This is a genomic window from Streptomyces sp. NRRL S-350 (assembly GCF_000719705.1).
Lineage (GTDB): Bacteria > Actinomycetota > Actinomycetes > Streptomycetales > Streptomycetaceae > Kitasatospora.
Window position 1 is genome coordinate 14,273 of sequence record NZ_JOHO01000030.1, and the last position, 14,681, is coordinate 28,953.

Annotated in this window: 13 protein-coding genes; 12 read left to right on the top strand and 1 reads right to left on the bottom strand. The window is 75.6% G+C overall.

Annotated features, from left to right (window positions below):
• Positions 1-242 precede the first annotated feature (242 nt).
• The 12 genes from IF30_RS0124740 to IF30_RS43910 all read left to right on the top strand — a co-directional run bounded on the left by IF30_RS0124740 (position 243) and on the right by IF30_RS43910 (position 13,548).
• Positions 243-722 carry a hypothetical protein gene (locus IF30_RS0124740; RefSeq protein ID WP_158835448.1) on the top strand — a complete coding sequence of 160 codons (480 nt, stop codon included), beginning with the start codon at positions 243-245 and terminating at the stop codon, positions 720-722.
• 167 nt (positions 723-889) lie between these two features.
• A complete protein-coding gene (locus IF30_RS0124745) occupies positions 890-1,669 on the top strand; it encodes a hypothetical protein (RefSeq protein ID WP_158835450.1) in 780 nt (259 codons plus the stop codon).
• 64 nt (positions 1,670-1,733) lie between these two features.
• Positions 1,734-2,591 carry an SAF domain-containing protein gene (locus tag IF30_RS0124750; RefSeq protein ID WP_051711060.1) on the top strand — a complete coding sequence of 286 codons (858 nt, stop codon included), beginning with the start codon at positions 1,734-1,736 and terminating at the stop codon, positions 2,589-2,591.
• A complete protein-coding gene (locus tag IF30_RS50625; RefSeq protein ID WP_063752766.1) occupies positions 2,591-4,039 on the top strand; it encodes a hypothetical protein in 1,449 nt (482 codons plus the stop codon). The genes IF30_RS0124750 and IF30_RS50625 overlap by 1 nt, the downstream gene beginning before the upstream one ends.
• Complete coding sequence (locus tag IF30_RS0124760) at positions 4,029-5,672, top strand: CpaF family protein (RefSeq protein WP_234322831.1); 1,644 nt, start codon at positions 4,029-4,031, stop codon at positions 5,670-5,672. Before IF30_RS50625 ends, IF30_RS0124760 begins: the two co-directional genes overlap by 11 nt.
• Positions 5,672-6,634: a type II secretion system F family protein gene (locus IF30_RS0124765; protein ID WP_063752768.1), complete on the top strand. Its 963-nt coding sequence runs from the start codon at positions 5,672-5,674 to the stop codon at positions 6,632-6,634. The genes IF30_RS0124760 and IF30_RS0124765 overlap by 1 nt, the downstream gene beginning before the upstream one ends.
• On the top strand, positions 6,631-7,509 hold the full coding sequence (locus tag IF30_RS0124770; protein ID WP_051711062.1) for a type II secretion system F family protein: 879 nt from the start codon (positions 6,631-6,633) through the stop codon (positions 7,507-7,509). The genes IF30_RS0124765 and IF30_RS0124770 overlap by 4 nt, the downstream gene beginning before the upstream one ends.
• A 92-nt stretch (positions 7,510-7,601) precedes the next feature.
• A complete protein-coding gene (locus IF30_RS41950) occupies positions 7,602-7,886 on the top strand; it encodes a hypothetical protein (protein WP_037901112.1) in 285 nt (94 codons plus the stop codon).
• A 38-nt stretch (positions 7,887-7,924) separates the two neighbouring features.
• Positions 7,925-8,299, top strand: a complete 375-nt coding sequence (locus IF30_RS0124775; protein WP_037901115.1) for a TadE/TadG family type IV pilus assembly protein — start codon at positions 7,925-7,927, stop codon at positions 8,297-8,299.
• Positions 8,296-8,766, top strand: a complete 471-nt coding sequence (locus IF30_RS0124780; protein WP_107054508.1) for a TadE/TadG family type IV pilus assembly protein — start codon at positions 8,296-8,298, stop codon at positions 8,764-8,766. The genes IF30_RS0124775 and IF30_RS0124780 overlap by 4 nt, the downstream gene beginning before the upstream one ends.
• A 166-nt stretch (positions 8,767-8,932) precedes the next feature.
• On the top strand, positions 8,933-9,379 hold the full coding sequence (locus IF30_RS0124785) for a hypothetical protein (protein ID WP_158835452.1): 447 nt from the start codon (positions 8,933-8,935) through the stop codon (positions 9,377-9,379).
• The gene (locus tag IF30_RS43910; RefSeq protein WP_051711066.1) at positions 9,379-13,548 is read left to right on the top strand and encodes a LysM peptidoglycan-binding domain-containing protein; all 4,170 of its coding nucleotides are present in this window, start codon (positions 9,379-9,381) and stop codon (positions 13,546-13,548) included. The genes IF30_RS0124785 and IF30_RS43910 overlap by 1 nt, the downstream gene beginning before the upstream one ends.
• A gap of 186 nt (positions 13,549-13,734) precedes the next feature.
• Here IF30_RS43910 and IF30_RS0124795 read toward each other — a convergent pair whose 3' ends face one another.
• The gene (locus tag IF30_RS0124795) at positions 13,735-14,274 is read right to left on the bottom strand and encodes an HAD domain-containing protein (RefSeq protein WP_030242469.1); all 540 of its coding nucleotides are present in this window, start codon (positions 14,272-14,274) and stop codon (positions 13,735-13,737) included.
• Between the last annotated feature and the right edge of the window lie 407 nt (positions 14,275-14,681).

Consider the following 14,681-nt stretch of genomic DNA (forward strand, 5'->3'; position numbering starts at 1 on the left):
TGGCGAAGAATCGATCCCCAGCGGAAAGCCCGGCGGGACGACGGAATTCTTCCGGCGGCCGTAGATCACGGATCGGGTCGGTCGCGACGAGGTGGGCGATGCGGCAGCGCGGAAATGTGGTGCGCCCCGGGGCGGTTGGGCTCGGCGGGGCGGTTCTGGTGTTGTTGCTCGGTGCTTGCGCGGGTGGCGGGGCCGGCGGTTCCGTCGATCACCTGGGGACGGCTGTGCCCACTGTTGCGGGAGTGAACCCGGTAACTCCTTCGGGTGGTTCGGTAAACGCCACGATCGCGCCGACCGAAGGGCCGGAAGGGGCCATGGGCCGGGTCGCGTTGAAGGCGTATCAGGACTGGTGGGAGGTCCAGGCCGAGGTTTTCGGACGGCCGGATTCGGACGGGTACACACTGGAGCAGTACTCTTCCGGCCGGGCCCTGTCGGACACCCTGGTCGGACTCCGCCAACTCCGGGACGCCAAAGCGGTGATGACCGGAACGCCGCGCAATTCGCCGGTGGTCGAGGCCATCGACCTGAAAGCCGATCCGCAGACCGCCGTGATCGAGGACTGCGTCGACCTGACGGCCTGGCACCGCGTCGATGCCGCCACCGGGGCCACCAAGGATCCGGGGCAGCGGCTGAACCGCTACGTCGCGAAGGCGTCCCTGCGCATGTTCCAAGCACATTGGCTGATCTACGAGTTCACACGGGAGGTGGACCGGACATGCTGAACGCGCGGAAACCGGCCCGGCGAATCGCGGCCGCGGCGTCGATGTCGGTCGGGTTGCTGCTGTCCTCGGCAGTGGCCGCGACGGCGGACGAACCGCCCAGCGGCGGAGCCGAGCAGTGTTTCCCGAACGTGATCTGTGCGGACGCCAATTCCGGCGGAAAGACGCCCGTGCCGGGATCCACGAAACCGGGCGGCGGGGGCGGCGGAGGTGCGGACACCGGCCCGCAGCTGTGCAGCTACCACGACGTCCCCTGGGCCTGCCACGACCCGCAGTTGGGCTGGTTCAACAGCGACAAGGGCTGCTACTTCCGCGCACTGGACAACCCCCCGGCCGCGGGCGACCCGGCATGGGACGGACACGACCCGAAGGACGGCTCGCTCTACTCGAAGGTCTGCCCGCAGACGGGCGGGGGCCAGGACGGGGCCGAGATCGTCTTCGTGCCCAGGTCGGAGAACGGGCCCGCGCCGGACGCCGAGGCCATGGCCATCGAGTCGGCGAGGGAGCAGGTCGTCTTCGGGAAGCCAGTCGGCCGGGTCGCGCCGGACGGCACCGCGGTCGTCAACTCGCCGGTCTGGCTCTGGGCCGACCACGCCGCGACACCGGCGCCCGGAACGGCGGCGGTGCAGGGCATCTCCGTCACCGTCACCCCCAAGCCGGTGCGGGCGGACTGGGACTTCGGGGACGGCCTCAAGACGTCCTGCGCGACGGCCGGCACGCCGTACGAGCCCAAGTACGAGGGCGCCCGGTCACCGGACTGCGGCTTCGTGTTCAAGACCAGCTCAGGCAAGCAGAAGGACGGGGTCTTCGCCGCCACGGTGACGATGAACTGGGAAGCCACCGTGGTCGTCACCGGCGGGCCCAACCCGAGGACCTTCAAGATCGGCGGCATCAAGCAGACCAGCCCGGTCTTCCGACTCAGGGTCGCCGAGGTGCAGGTGCTCAACTGAGCCCGCCACGGCGGCGATCCGACCACTGACGATCCAGAGACGAACGAGGGAAAGGCGGAACCCGGTGGAGAACCGTACGTACGCGACGCCGGGATCCGGCACACCCGCGGGCGCCGGCGCGTCCGTGGCGCTCCCGGAACAGCCGGAGCCGGGCGGCGCCGCCGGCCAGGGCCGCGGGCGGACGGCGCCGCACGCGCCCGGGCGGACCATGCGGGCGAGGCGGCGGCGCCCGGCCGTGCTGGCGATGGCGGTCGCGCTGATCGCGGCCGGCGGCCTGGGCGGGGCCGTCCTCTACGACAGCACCGGCCAGCGGGTCGCGGTGCTGGCGCTCGCCCGGGACGTGCCGTGGGGGCAGGTGATCACCGAGGACGACCTGGTGGTGGCCCGGATCGCGGGCGACCCGGCACTGCACCCGCTGTCCGCCCAGGACCGGACGAAGGCCGTCGGCATGCGCGCCGCCACCGACCTCAAGCGCGGCGCCATGCTCACCGGCGGCGACCTGGCCCAGGGCCTCACCGTCCAGCCAGGGCAGATCGTGGTCGGCGTGTCGGCCAAGCGCAGCCAACTGCCCGCCAGCCGCCTCCAGCCCGGGGTGCAGCTGGTCGTGGTCTACACGCCCGACAACGGGCGGGCCGACTCGCTGCCCGCGACGGTGATCACCGTCGGCCGGGTGGACACCGACGGCAGCCAGGTGATCGACGTCGCGGTCGGCACGGCGGACGGGCCCCGGCTGGCGCAGTGGGTGGCGAGCGGCCGGATCCAGGTGCTGCTGGCGCCGCGCGGCACCACGACCGGGGGTCCGGGCGGCGGCGCCGCGCCCAGCCCCGCCCCGAGCGGCGCGCCGTCCGTCGGGGCGCCTTCGGGTGCGCCGTCCGGCGGTGCCGGCACGCCCGGGGCCCCGGCCGCGACGGGAGGCGCCTGATGGCGGTGATCGCGGTGGTCGGCGGCCCGGGCGCGCCCGGCGCGACCACGGCTGCGCTGGCGCTGCTGCTGGCCTGGCCGCTCCAGCCCGGCCGGCGGATCCTGCTGGTCGAGGCCGACCCGGACGGCGGCGCGGTGCTCGCCGGCGCCCTGGAGGGCCGGGTCGAGGCGGTGTACGGGCTGCGCAACCTGGCCGTCGCCGACCGGCGCGGGCTCCTCGCCCAGACCATCTGGGAACAGCTGATCGACCTGTCGCCCGACGGCGAGGCCCAGCGCCTGCTGCTGCCCGGGCTGACCGACCCCACCCAGGCCCCCGGCCTCGCCTACACCTGGGAGCCGCTCGCCGAACTGCTGCACGGCATCGAACAGCAGGGCTACGACGTCATCGTGGACCTCGGCCGCTCCGGCGCCACCGGCGCGAGCGCGGTACTCGCCCGCCGGGCCGACGTGGTGGCCGCGACCGTCCGGACGACGCTGCGCGGGCTCAGCTCCGTGCGGCCCCGGCTCGCCGCCCTCGCCGAGGACCTGGCCTCCGCCGGCACCGGCGCGGACGCGCTCGGGCTGCTGCTGGTCGCCGAGGGGCCGTACGCGCGGGCGGAGGTGGCCCGCGAACTCGGGCTGCCGGTCCTCGGGGTGCTGCCGTACGCCACCCGCACCGCGAAGGTGCTCTCCGACGGCGGCGACACCACCGACCGGCGGTTCGTCCGCTCCGAACTGATGCGGACGGCCCGGTCGGCGGCGGACGAGGTGCAGCTGCTGGTCCGCCGCAGGCGGCAGCGGCTCGCGCCGACCGCCGAACCGGCTCCGGCGCCGGCCCGGTTGGGGGCGGCCGGTCCGGTGGCGGCTTCCCCGGTGGCGGCTTCTCCGGTGGCGGCTGGTCCGGTGCACGCCCAGCCGGTGCCGACGCCCGCGTCCGCCACGTACGGCCAGACCACGTACGGCCAGACCGGCTACGGGCAGACCGGCTACGTCCAAGGCGGCTCCGGGCAGGGCGGCCCTGCGCAGGCGGCCTACGGGCAGTATCCGCACGGGCAGAGCGCCTACGGCGCGGTCGGGTCCGCTCAGGCGGGGCCTGGGCAGGCCGGGTACGGCCAGGCGGGGTACGGCCAGGCGGGGTACGCGCAGGCGGGGTACGCGCAGGGCGGGTTCGCCCAGCCGCCGTACCGGCAGGCAGCCGCCGAGGCCGAGCCGCCGTCGTACAGCCCGCCGCAGCCGGTCCCGCCGGTGATCGTCACCGGGCCGGTCGCGCCGCTCGCCGGGCTGGCCCCCCAGCCGGCCGCGCCGGCGCCGTTCCCGGCGCACGTCCAGTCGCCGCAGCAGGCCGAGCGCCGCGACCGGGGCGGCCTCGACGATCAGAACAACTCCCAGCAGGCATCGATGACGAATGGTCAGGTCGAGGTGAACGGGCAGTACCCGCCCAATCCCGGGGAGGTGCTCCGTGCGCGGTAGCCCCCTGCACCAGCGCTCCGCGGCCGACCCGGCCGCCCTGCCCTGGGCCGCTCCGACACCGGCCGCGACGCCGGCGCCCGCGCCGGCTCAGGCTCCGCCCGCCGCGCACGCGACCGGCCCGGTCGCCCCGCCCCAGGCCTACCGGCCGGGCCCGGTGGCGCCGCCGCCCGTGGCCGCCGGCCCCGTCACGCCGACCGCCGTCCCCTCCCAGCTGCCCTCGCTGGACGTGCGCGGCGCCGCGACCCGGCCGGCCGTCGACCCGCAGGTCGCCCGGGAGCTCAAGCGTCAGGTCGCGGCCGAACTGCACCAGCAGATCACCCGGTTGACCACCACCTCCGGTTCCGAGCCGGATCGTGCCACCCGCCGCCAACGCGGCCGGGCACTGATCGAGGAGGCCGTCGCCCGCTGGTCCGACGCCTACGCACAGACCCACGGCATCCCGCCCACCCGGGAGCAGGACCGCGCCCTCGCCGAGGCCGTGTTCGACCTGCTCTTCCGGGCCGGCCGGCTCCAGCCCTACCTGGACGACCCGGAGATCGAGAACATCCTGATCAACGGCTGCGACGACGTCTGGGTCTCCAAGGTGCACCAACCCCTGCGCCAGGTGCCGCCGGTGGCCGACACCGACACCGAACTCGTCGAGCTGCTCCAGGACTTGGCCCGCCAGCACGGCGGCGGTGAGCGCAGCCTGTCCACCGCCAGCCCGACGCTCGCGCTGCGCCTGGAGGGCGGCATGCGCCTGCAGGCGCTCACCGAGGTGACGCCCCGCCCGTACGTGGCGATCCGCCGGCACCGGGTGGCCTCCGCGACGCTCTCCGAGATGGTCGAACTCGGCACCCTGGACGGTACGCTGGCCGCGTTCCTGGCCGCGGCGATCCGGGCCCGGAAGAACGTGATGATCACCGGGACCCAGGGCGTCGGCAAGACCAGCCTGCTGCGCGCGATGGCCGCCGAGATCCCGCCGGACGAGCGGATCGGCACCCTGGAGTCGGAGTTCGAGCTCTGGCTGCACACCCTCGGCCACCTGCGCCAGGTCGTCCCGATGGAGGCCCGCGAGGGCAACGGCGAACGCGTCGAGGGCCGCCTGGCCGGGGAGTTGACGATCGGCGACCTCATCCCCGCGGCGCTGCGGATGACGCTGTCCCGGATCATCGTCGGCGAGGTGCGCTCCGGCGAGGTCGTCCCGATGCTGCGGGTCATGACCAACGGCGAGGGCGGCTCGATGTGCACCCTGCATGCCCGCGGTCCGCACATGGTGGTCGACCGCATCGCCGAACTCTGCCTGGAATACGGCTCGCACATGACCGACTCGCTCGCCTACCGGCTCACCGCCAACGCCCTGGACCTCATCGTGCACGTCGCCATGGTCGACGAGACCGCCGTCGGCGGCCGCCGGCACCGCTTCGTCTCCCACGTCCTGGAGGTCACCGGCCTCGGCGAGAGCGGCCGGCCCGCGCTGAACACCGTCTTCGGCCCCCGGCCGGACCTCGGCGAGCCGCGAGCCGTCCCGCACACCCCGCCGCAGTGCCTCGACGACCTGCGCCGGGCCGGTTTCGACGCCGCCCTGCTCGACTCCCGGTACGGGAGTTGGGCCACCCCGCTGCAGCTTCGGATCGGGGGTGGCGCACGGTGATGCTGCTGTTCACCCTGTGCGGGCTGGCGGTCGCGGGCGGACTGGTCGCCCTGGTGGCGTGGTTCCGCGGCAGCGAGCCGGGCGACGAGGACGCGCCGGCGCGGCCCAACCCGCTGGCCGGGCGCGCCCACGTGTTCTGGTACGGCGCCCCCGGATCGGCCGCCCCGCGGATGGTGCGGCTGCGCCGCGTCCAACTGCCGCTGGCGCTCGCCGGCGCGCCGCTGGCCTGGCTGTTCACCGGCATCCCGCTGACCGCGCTGCTGGTGCCGCTGGCCGTCTTCGGCCTGCCCTGGCTGTTCGACACCACCCGGCCGGACACCCACCGGATCGAGCGGCTCGAAGCACTGTCCGAATGGACGCAGCGCATCGCCGACGTGCTGCTGCTCGGTGTCGGCCTCAACCAGGCCATTGTCACCAGCCGCCGCACCGCCCCCGCCGCCCTGGAGGACGAGATCGGCGAGCTGGCCGCCCGGCTGCAGGCCCGCTGGCGGCCCGAGGAGGCGCTGCGCGCCTTCGCGGACAGCCTCGCCGACGCCACCGCCGACAAGGTGCTCGCCGCGCTCGTGCTGCGGGCCGGGGACAGTGGCCCCGGCCTGGCCCGGACCCTGGCCGACATGGCCGACTCGGTCCGCGAGGAGGTCCGCCAGCGCCGCGCCATCGAGGCCGACCGGGCCAAGCACCGGACCACCATCCGCTGGCTGGTCGGCATCATCGTGCTGGTCGTCACGGTCGGCTCCTTCAACACCGAGTACACCCGCCCGTACGGCACCTTCCTCGGGCAGCTGGTCCTCGCGGTGGTCGCCGCCCTGTTCGTGGCGATCATCGCCTGGATGCGGGCGCTGGCCTCCCACCCGCCGGTGCCCCGGCTGCTCACGCCGGACCGGCGCAGCCGCGGCGGGCGCCGGGCGGGCGCCGGGGTGCGCGAGCAGAAGCCCGCCGAGCAGCTCGGGGAGGTCCGGTGATCTCCTCCTGGTCCGTGCTGGCCGGCGCCGTCGCGGCCGGTGGCGTCGCCCTGTTGGTCGCCGAACTCCGGCCCGCGCCGCCCGACCTGCGCCAGGCGCTGGACCGGCTGCACGCCGTCCCCGCCGACCGCGCGCAGGACCCGGACGAGCGGCCGCGCTGGTACGACCGGATCGGCGAGCGGTCCGTCCACCTGCGGGGGGTCTCCGTACCGCGCCGCGAACTCTCCCTGATCGGCCGCACCCCGGCCCGGTTCATGGTGCACAAGCTGCTGTTCGCCGCGCTCGGCCTGATGCTGCCCGCCTACCTGGGCGCGATGGCCGTGCTGATGGACGTCGGCCTGCCGTTCGCGCTGCCGCTGGTCGCCGGGCCGCTGCTGGCCGGCCTGCTCTGGTTCGTCCCGGACGCCATCGTGCGCGGCGAGGCGAAGGAGGCGCGCACCGAGTACCTGCACGGCATCGCCGCCTACCTGGAACTCGTCGCACTGGAGCGGGCCGCCGACTGCGGGCCCGCCGAGGCGCTGCGCCGGGCCGCCGCGGTCGGCCGGGGCGCGGTGTTCCGGCGGATCCGCGACGCACTCGAGCGCGCGGCCACCGACCGCCTTCCGCCGTGGGCCGGACTCGACGCGCTGGCCGAGGAGTTGGGGCTCAGCCCGCTGCAGGACGTGGCCGACATCATGCGGCTGTCCGGCAACGACGGCGCCGCCGTGTACGACACCCTGCGGGCCCGCGCCAAGGGCCTGCGCGGCGAACTCCTGGCCGAGGACCTGGCCCGCGCCAACGCCGACAGCGAGCGGATGGTCGCGCCGGGGGCCGCCCTGACCCTGCTGATGACGGTCCTGATCGTCTTCCCCGCACTGCACCAGATGCTCAACTGAGGTGCCCGGCCGAGCAGCTGACACCAGAGCACGTAGCACAACGCAACACAACGCCACACCACACCACATCGCCACAGCCCCGGGAGACCCCGATGACCGTACGACTCGCCCAGCTGGCCGGCCGGGTGCTGCGACCCGTCCTGCTGCCGGTGCAGTTCGCGCTGCTGCTGTTCACGCTGCGGCTGGGCCGGCTGCGCGCCGCCCGCGCGCGCGGCGACCGCGGCGCTATCAGCATCGAACTGGCCCTCGCCATCATCGCGTTGGTCTTCGTCGCGGGTGCCGTCGCGACCGCGCTGTACCTGCTCAAGGACAAGGTCGTTCAGAAGGTGGAGCAGGACCCGAACATGCCGGGCGGCGCGGGCGGCGCCACCAAGTGATGCGCCGCCCTCTCCGCCGCAGGGACGACCGGGGGTCGATGAGCGTCAGTCTCGCCATCGTCTTCCCGGTCGTCCTGCTGCTCCTGCTGCTCGTCGTCCAGGCCTCGCTGTGGTGGTTCGACCGGCAGGTCGCGCTCACCGCCGCCCGCGAGGGCGTGGACGCCGGTCGGGTCCAGGGGAACGCGACGGACGAGGTGAAGAACGAGGCGGCGCAGCGCCAGGCCCGGGACTTCCTCGACCGGCAGGGCGCGCACGGCTACTCGGTGAGGACGGACGGCAGCACGCCCCTGACCATCCGGGTCACCGTGGAGCTGACGCCGCCGCTGCTGATACCGGGGCTCCGCGCCCCCAGCATCACCCAGTTCGCCGAGGCGCCGCGCGAGCGCTTCGTCCCACCCGGGGTGAAGCCGTGAGACCGGCGTCGCCCTGGGCGGCGACGGCGCGACGGTGGCGGCTGCGCAGGAGGGACCGGGGCGGGATCGCCATCGAGGCGGCGATCGTCGTTCCGCCCGTGGTCGGCCTGGTACTGCTGGCCGTCGCTGCCGGACGGGTGCAGACGACGGCGGCCACGGTCGAGGCCGCGGCCCGTGCGGGGGCCCGCACGGCCACGCTCCAGCGCGACCCGGGCGCGATGAACCAGTCGGCCAGGGACTCCGCCTTCGCGGCGCTGCGCCAGCAGGGAGTCTCCTGCCGCGACGGGGACGTCCGGGTCGAGAAGGGCACGCTGGACCTGCCGGGCGGCCCGGTCGACACCGTGAAGGTCAGGGTGGCCTGCGACGTCGAACTGGCCGACCTGCTCGGCGGACCGTCCGGGGTACCCGTGACGAAGCACCTCGTCGGCGAGTTCACCTCGGTGGTGGACCGCTACCGGGGCACGTGACGGCGCGCGCCGCCGCCACGGGCAACACCACGACGGGGGATTGGAGGCGGCCCGCGCGGGGGAGACGCAAGCGGAGAGCGCTCGGGGGATGACACAGCGGTACCGAGCGGCGCCCGGTGGGGGCCGGTGGGGAGAGCGACGTGTGGATTGGGGGAGGGGGATGCGGGTGCTGAGCCGTCTGCGGCGACGGGCGTCGCGCCGGTCGGACCGGGGCGCGGTGGCGCTCTTCGTGGCGATCTGCGCGGCGTACGTCGTGCTCGTCATCGCCCTGGTGATCGACGCGGGCGGCAGGCTCCGGGTCGCCGAGCGCACCGACGCCTACGCCCTGGAGGCCGCGCGGGTCGGCGGGCAGCAGCTCGACCAGGCGGAGCTGCTGAAGGGCAAGGGCTTCAAGGCCCAGCAGCAGTACGCCCAGGCCGCCGCCGACGCCTACCTCGGCCTGTACGGGCTCAAATCCGCGAGCGTCGACTTCTCCGATGACGGCAGGGTCGTCATCGTCACCGTGCAGGCCGACTTCCACCCGGCCCTGCTGGGCGCCCTCGGAAATCGGAAGGTAACGGGCAAGGGCAGTGCGACCCTCGTCCACGGAGTCGAGAAAGCGGAGACCGACTGATGGCCGCGCCACGTGCCAAGGACCAGGCCCGAACTGCCCGGGCCCGTACCGGGCGGGACCGTACCGGGCGGGACCGTACCGACCGGGACCGAACCGACCGGACCCGTACCGACCGGACGCATGCTGACCGGGACGGCTCCGGCCGGGCCCATGCCGCCGGCCGCCGGTCCGCCGCGCCGTCGCCCCGACCGCCGAGCCGGGGCGGCCGCGCCGGAGCCCTGGTCACCGCCCTCGCCGCGCTGGCCGCCCTGGCCGTCCTCCTGATCGGTGTCCCCGCACTGCTGCTGTACGGCACCCAGGCGGTCGCCGGGATGGGGGAGGTCGCGCCCGGCGGCATCGGGGAGGCGCTCACCAGCCCGGACGACGGGCACCTGTTCCTGTGGGCGCTGGTGGTGGTCGGCTGGCTCGCCTGGGCCTGCTTCGCGTTCTCCGTGCTGCTGGAGATCCCGGCCCAGCTGCGCGGCCGGGTCGCGCGCCGGATCCCGGCCTTCGGCTGGAGCCAGCGGCTCGCCGCCGGGCTGGTCGGCTCGGTGCTCGCCCTGCTGCCGGTCGCCGGATCGGCCTTCGCGGCCGTCCCCGAGCTGGCCCACAGCCCGGCCGTCCAGGCGCAGTTGACCCCGGGCGTGCAGCGCGCCGCGCTACCCGCCGCCCAGTCCGCCCCCGTCCTGACGCCCGCCGCCGAGCAGCAGCCCACGTACACCGTGCGTGACAGCCGGCCCGCGGACAGCCTCTGGTCCATCGCCGAGCGCCAACTGGGCTCGGGAGAACGGTGGGTGGAGATCGCCAAGCTCAACGACGGCCGGGTGATGGAGGATTCGGGGGTCCGCTTCGACGCCGACCGGCCGATCCAGCCCGGTTGGGACCTGCTGATGCCGGCGGACGCCAAACCGGACGAGGCGAAGGGCCCGAACGCTGCTTCGACGCCGGCGCCCTCGGGGGACGCCACCCAGGGAGCACCGGGGACGGCACAGGCGACACCGCCTGCGAACCCGCAGGCGGACTCGCCGACGGCGCCGCAGCCCGGCGAGTCGGACGGCTCGGGTGGCCGGCACACCGTCACCGTCCAGGCCGGAGACAGCCTGTCGGCCATCGCCCAGCGGGAGTTGGGGGACGGGGAGGAGTGGCCGAAGCTCTTCGAGGCGAACAAGGGGGTGCAGGCGCCGGACGGCGAGCGGCTGACGAACCCGGACGTGGTGGTGCCCGGGATGGTGCTCACGGTGCCGGGTGCGGCTGCCGCCCCCGCGCCTGCGCCTGCTCCGGTGCCCGCGCCCGTGCCTGCTCCGGAGCAGGCTCCCGCGCCTGCTCCCGCGCCCGCTCCGGCGGAGGGGCAGGCGCCCGCGCCGGCGAGCCAGGCTCCCGCCACCCAAGCGCCCGCCACCCAGGCGCCCGCGCCGGGTGCGCCGCAGTCGGCTCCCGCGCCCGCCCCCGCCGCGCACGCCGACCCGGCTCCCAGCGGCGACTACACCGTCGCCCTGACGGCCTCCACCGTCGGCGTCCTACTCGCCGCGATCATGGTCGGCACCGTCGCCCACAAGCGCGGTACCCAGCAGCGCGCCCGCCGCCCCCGCCACCGCATCGCGATGCCCGGCGTCGCGGCCGCCGCCTTCGAGAACGAGCTGATGGCCCGACAGGACCAGGCCGGGCTCGAACTCCTGGACCGTGCCCTGCGCACCCTGGCCCGGAACACCGTGCGCGGCGGCAAGCGGCTGCCCGCCATCGTCGCCGCCCGGATCACCCCCGGCCACACCGTCGAGCTGCACCTGTCCGGCCCGGCGACCCCGATCGCGCCGTTCCGCGCCGCGCACGCCGCCAACGTGTGGTGGTGCAGCGCCGAATCCGGCGAGATGCTCAGCGCCGCCCAGGCCCGGAAGACCGCCGCGCCCTACCCCGCGCTGGTCACCCTCGGTACGTCACCCGACGGCTCGGTGGTCCTCGCCGACCTGGAGGCCGTCCGGCTGCTCCACCTCTCCGGCCACCCCGACGACGCCCGCGACGTGCTGCGGACCCTCGCCGTCGAGCTCGCCCACAGCCCGCTCGCCGACCGGCTCCACCTGCACCTGGTGGACCTCGCCGAAGAGGTGCCGATCAGCGGCCCGGCCGCCGAACGCGTCCACCGGCACGCCACCCTGGAGGCCGCGCTCGCCGCCCTCGGCCCGCGCACCGCCAAGGCCCGCGCCACGCTGGTCGCCGCCGAGGCCGCCAGCCCGCGGGACGCCCGCAGCCGGGGCCAGGCCGACGAGGCCTGGACGCCGGAGATCGTGCTCTGCGCGCATCAGCCCGGCGGCGACATCCCGGCGGAGCTCGGCAGGCTGCTCGACGCCCGCCCGCGCACCTGCGTCGCCGTCATCACCCGCGCCCCCGAGCGAGGCACCGGCCCGGTCGCCCGCTGGACCCTGCCGACCAGCGGCCAGGCCGCCATCCCGGGCCTGCACCTCACCGTCGAACTGCAGCGGCTCAGCGGACCCCAGTACGACCAGGTCGCCGAACTGCTCAGGGTCGCCGACGACACCACCCAGCACCCGGCCCCGGCCTGGACCCTCGACGGACCGGAGGACACCGACACCACCGAACTTCCCCGCGCCGTACCGGTGCTGGCCGCCGTCGGAGCCCCTGGCGGTGCGGACGAGGAAGGCGCGGGAGCCGCCGCCGGGCCCCGGCTGCTGGCCCGGGTCATCGGCACCGGCGCCAGTCCCTTCGCGGGCACCGACCCGGTTACCCCGCTGCCGGGTCCGGTCCCCGGCCCGACTTCGGTTCCGGTCGGCCCGGCGCGGTTCGCCGTCAACGGGCAAGGGCGGCAGGCGGCAGCCGACGAAACCACCCGGGACCTGCGGCGGCCGAGCGCGCCGGACGGGACCGGGGAGGAGCCTGGGAGGAGCGCTGGGGAGGACGCCGAGGGGATCGGCGGCGAGGGCATCGGCGGCGAGGCCGTGGCCGAGGCCGCCGCCGAGGCGGTGGAGGCCGCGGCGGAGACCGCCGGGACGGTCGTCCTCGCCGTCCAGCCCGTCGTGCCACGGCCTGCTGCCGCGGAGCCCGCCGTCCCGGAGCCGGTGGAGTCGCGGCCGGTCGAGTCGCAGCCGGTCGAGTCGGAAGGCGGCCTTCCGGAACCGGGTGCGCAGGCCCCGGGACAGCAGGCCGTCGATGCGGCGACGCCGGCGCCGTCGCCCGTTCCCGCGGCCGGCGCCGAGGCCGCCGTGCGGACCGAGGCAGACGAAACCGACGAAAGCAGCGAGCGCGACGAGCGCGGCGAGACCGAAGCCGCCCTCGCCCCCGCGGCCGCCGTGGCCTCCGGCCCCGTGGCCGTGGAGCCCGGCCCCGCCGCCGTCGCACCGGTCGCCCGGACCACGTCCGGCCGCAGCGACAGCGACGACCTGCTCGGCATCCTCCGCTCGCCCGAGGCGCACGCTCCCCGCAACGCGCCCCGGATCCGGCTGCTCGGCCCGGTGGACGTCGCCGGTGCCCTCGGCAGCGCCGAACCCGGCGCGCTGCCCCGGCTCACCGAGCTCGCCGTCTACCTCGCGCTGCGCCCCGGCTCCGACCACCACGCCCTCGACCACGACCTGCACCCGGGGGCCGCGCACCTCGACCCGCATCCCACCGCAGGCGACGCCAAGAGCCCGCTGCCCGGCAAACTCGCCGACCTGGCGGCCTGGTTCGGCACCTCGCCGGACGGCCTGGCCTTCCTGCCCGTCGAAGGCACCGAGGGCTACTCCTTCGCCCCCACGGTCACCTGCGACTGGGACGAGTTCCGCAGCCTCTACCGGCGCGGCATGCGCAGCACCAGCGCCACCGCTGACGCCGCGCTCGCCCACGCGCTGGCCCTGGTGCGGGGTGCCCCGTTCGCCGAGGCCCCGCCCGCGTCCTTCGGCTGGGCCGAGGCGGAGCGCCAGGACATGATCGCGGCGATCGTCGACACCGCCCACGAACTGGCCGCCCGCCGCCTCCAGTACGGTGACCACCGCAGTGCCGAGGCCGCCGTCTTCCGCGGCCTCGCCGTCGCCCCGGACGTCGAACTCCTGCACCGGGACCTGTTCTACGCCTACGCCTCGGCGGGCGCCCGGGACCAGCTCCTGCGCGCCGTCAACCGCCTGGACGCGCTCAGCCGCCGTACCGGCCGCGACCTCGACGCCGACACGGTCGCCCTGCTGAGGGACCTGCTCGCCGGGTCCTGAGGGCCGCGAGGCGGGAACTGACCTGCCGCGGCCGCGTGGCACCGACGGATGCCACGCGGCCGCGGCGCGTCGTTGTCAGGCGTCAGCGTCCGCGACCTCCCGGTCCCATCGTGGGCCGCTGCGCACGGCTCGACGCCTCGGGCCGCCCGGTGGTCCGTCCTCGGGCCCCGGTCTGAGGGTTCGGTCTCAGACGGTGCGCAGCCAGGCGGCCAGAGCGGTGAAGTCCGCTTCGGTGAGGCCGCGTCGGGGATCGACCCGGTGGAGGAGGGTGCGGGCCGGAGAGTGGGCCGCGACCCACCGGCGGTCCGCCTCGGTGATCTCGTCGTCCACCCACGCGAACGGACGCCCGGCGGCCCAGGCGACCAGTGCGCGGGTCTTCCAGTGCACCCCGAGCGGGGCGTTCGCCTCGTCCACCGGCTCCTCGTCGACCGGATCCTCGTTCACCGGCCAGTCCACGACGGGCAGTTGCGGCAGGCCGAGCCACGGCGCGAGGCACGCGTTGGCGTCGTCCAGCCAGGTCGTCGCCCACACCAGGTCGCACGGCAGGCCCAGCAGGCGCGGCCCCCAGGCGGGGTCGGCGCGGGCCACCAACGGGTTGCCGCCGGGGGAGGTTCCGGCGCGGGAGGGGCCGCCGTAGGTGGGGTAGCCGCCCGGGGGAGGGGCCCCGAAGGGGATGAGCGGGCCGTCCACGTCGAGGAACAGCAGGGGACGGCCGGGAACGGTCATGATCGCACCATAGCGGGCATCACGGGTGGTGTGGCGTGCCGATCGGAGACCCGGCCTGGATAGGGTGCGCGGGGATCTCGTAGGGTGGCGCGCACGGAGTGTGGTGGCAAGCACCACGCAGGCAAGGGCATCAGACGCCGCGGGAGCGGCGGGGCGGGGCGGTGACCAAGAGATGGCGGAGACCACAGCGGGTCCCGGAGGTCCCGACCCGGCAGCGGATCCGGGCCCGTGGGACGCCGTACCGCCACCCCCGCGCGTTCCGTCCGAGGAACACCCGCCAGGCCCGGCCGCGCTCTACGAGCCGCCGCCCACGCCTCCGGTCGTGCCCGCTCCGGCAGCTGTTCCCGCTCCTGCGCCGGTGACTGCCGCGGCGCCCGTGACTGCCGCGGCGCCCGTGACCGCGCCGC

Coding starts and splice junctions, on each gene's coding strand:
- IF30_RS0124775 (WP_037901115.1), top strand. CDS start 7,925: ATGAGCGTCAGTCTCGCCATCGTCTTCCCGGTCGTCCTGCTGCTCCTG.
- IF30_RS43910 (WP_051711066.1), top strand. CDS start 9,379: ATGGCCGCGCCACGTGCCAAGGACCAGGCCCGAACTGCCCGGGCCCGT.
- IF30_RS0124795 (WP_030242469.1), bottom strand. CDS start 14,274: ATGACCGTTCCCGGCCGTCCCCTGCTGTTCCTCGACGTGGACGGCCCG.
- IF30_RS0124765 (WP_063752768.1), top strand. CDS start 5,672: ATGCTGCTGTTCACCCTGTGCGGGCTGGCGGTCGCGGGCGGACTGGTC.
- IF30_RS41950 (WP_037901112.1), top strand. CDS start 7,602: ATGACCGTACGACTCGCCCAGCTGGCCGGCCGGGTGCTGCGACCCGTC.
- IF30_RS50625 (WP_063752766.1), top strand. CDS start 2,591: ATGGCGGTGATCGCGGTGGTCGGCGGCCCGGGCGCGCCCGGCGCGACC.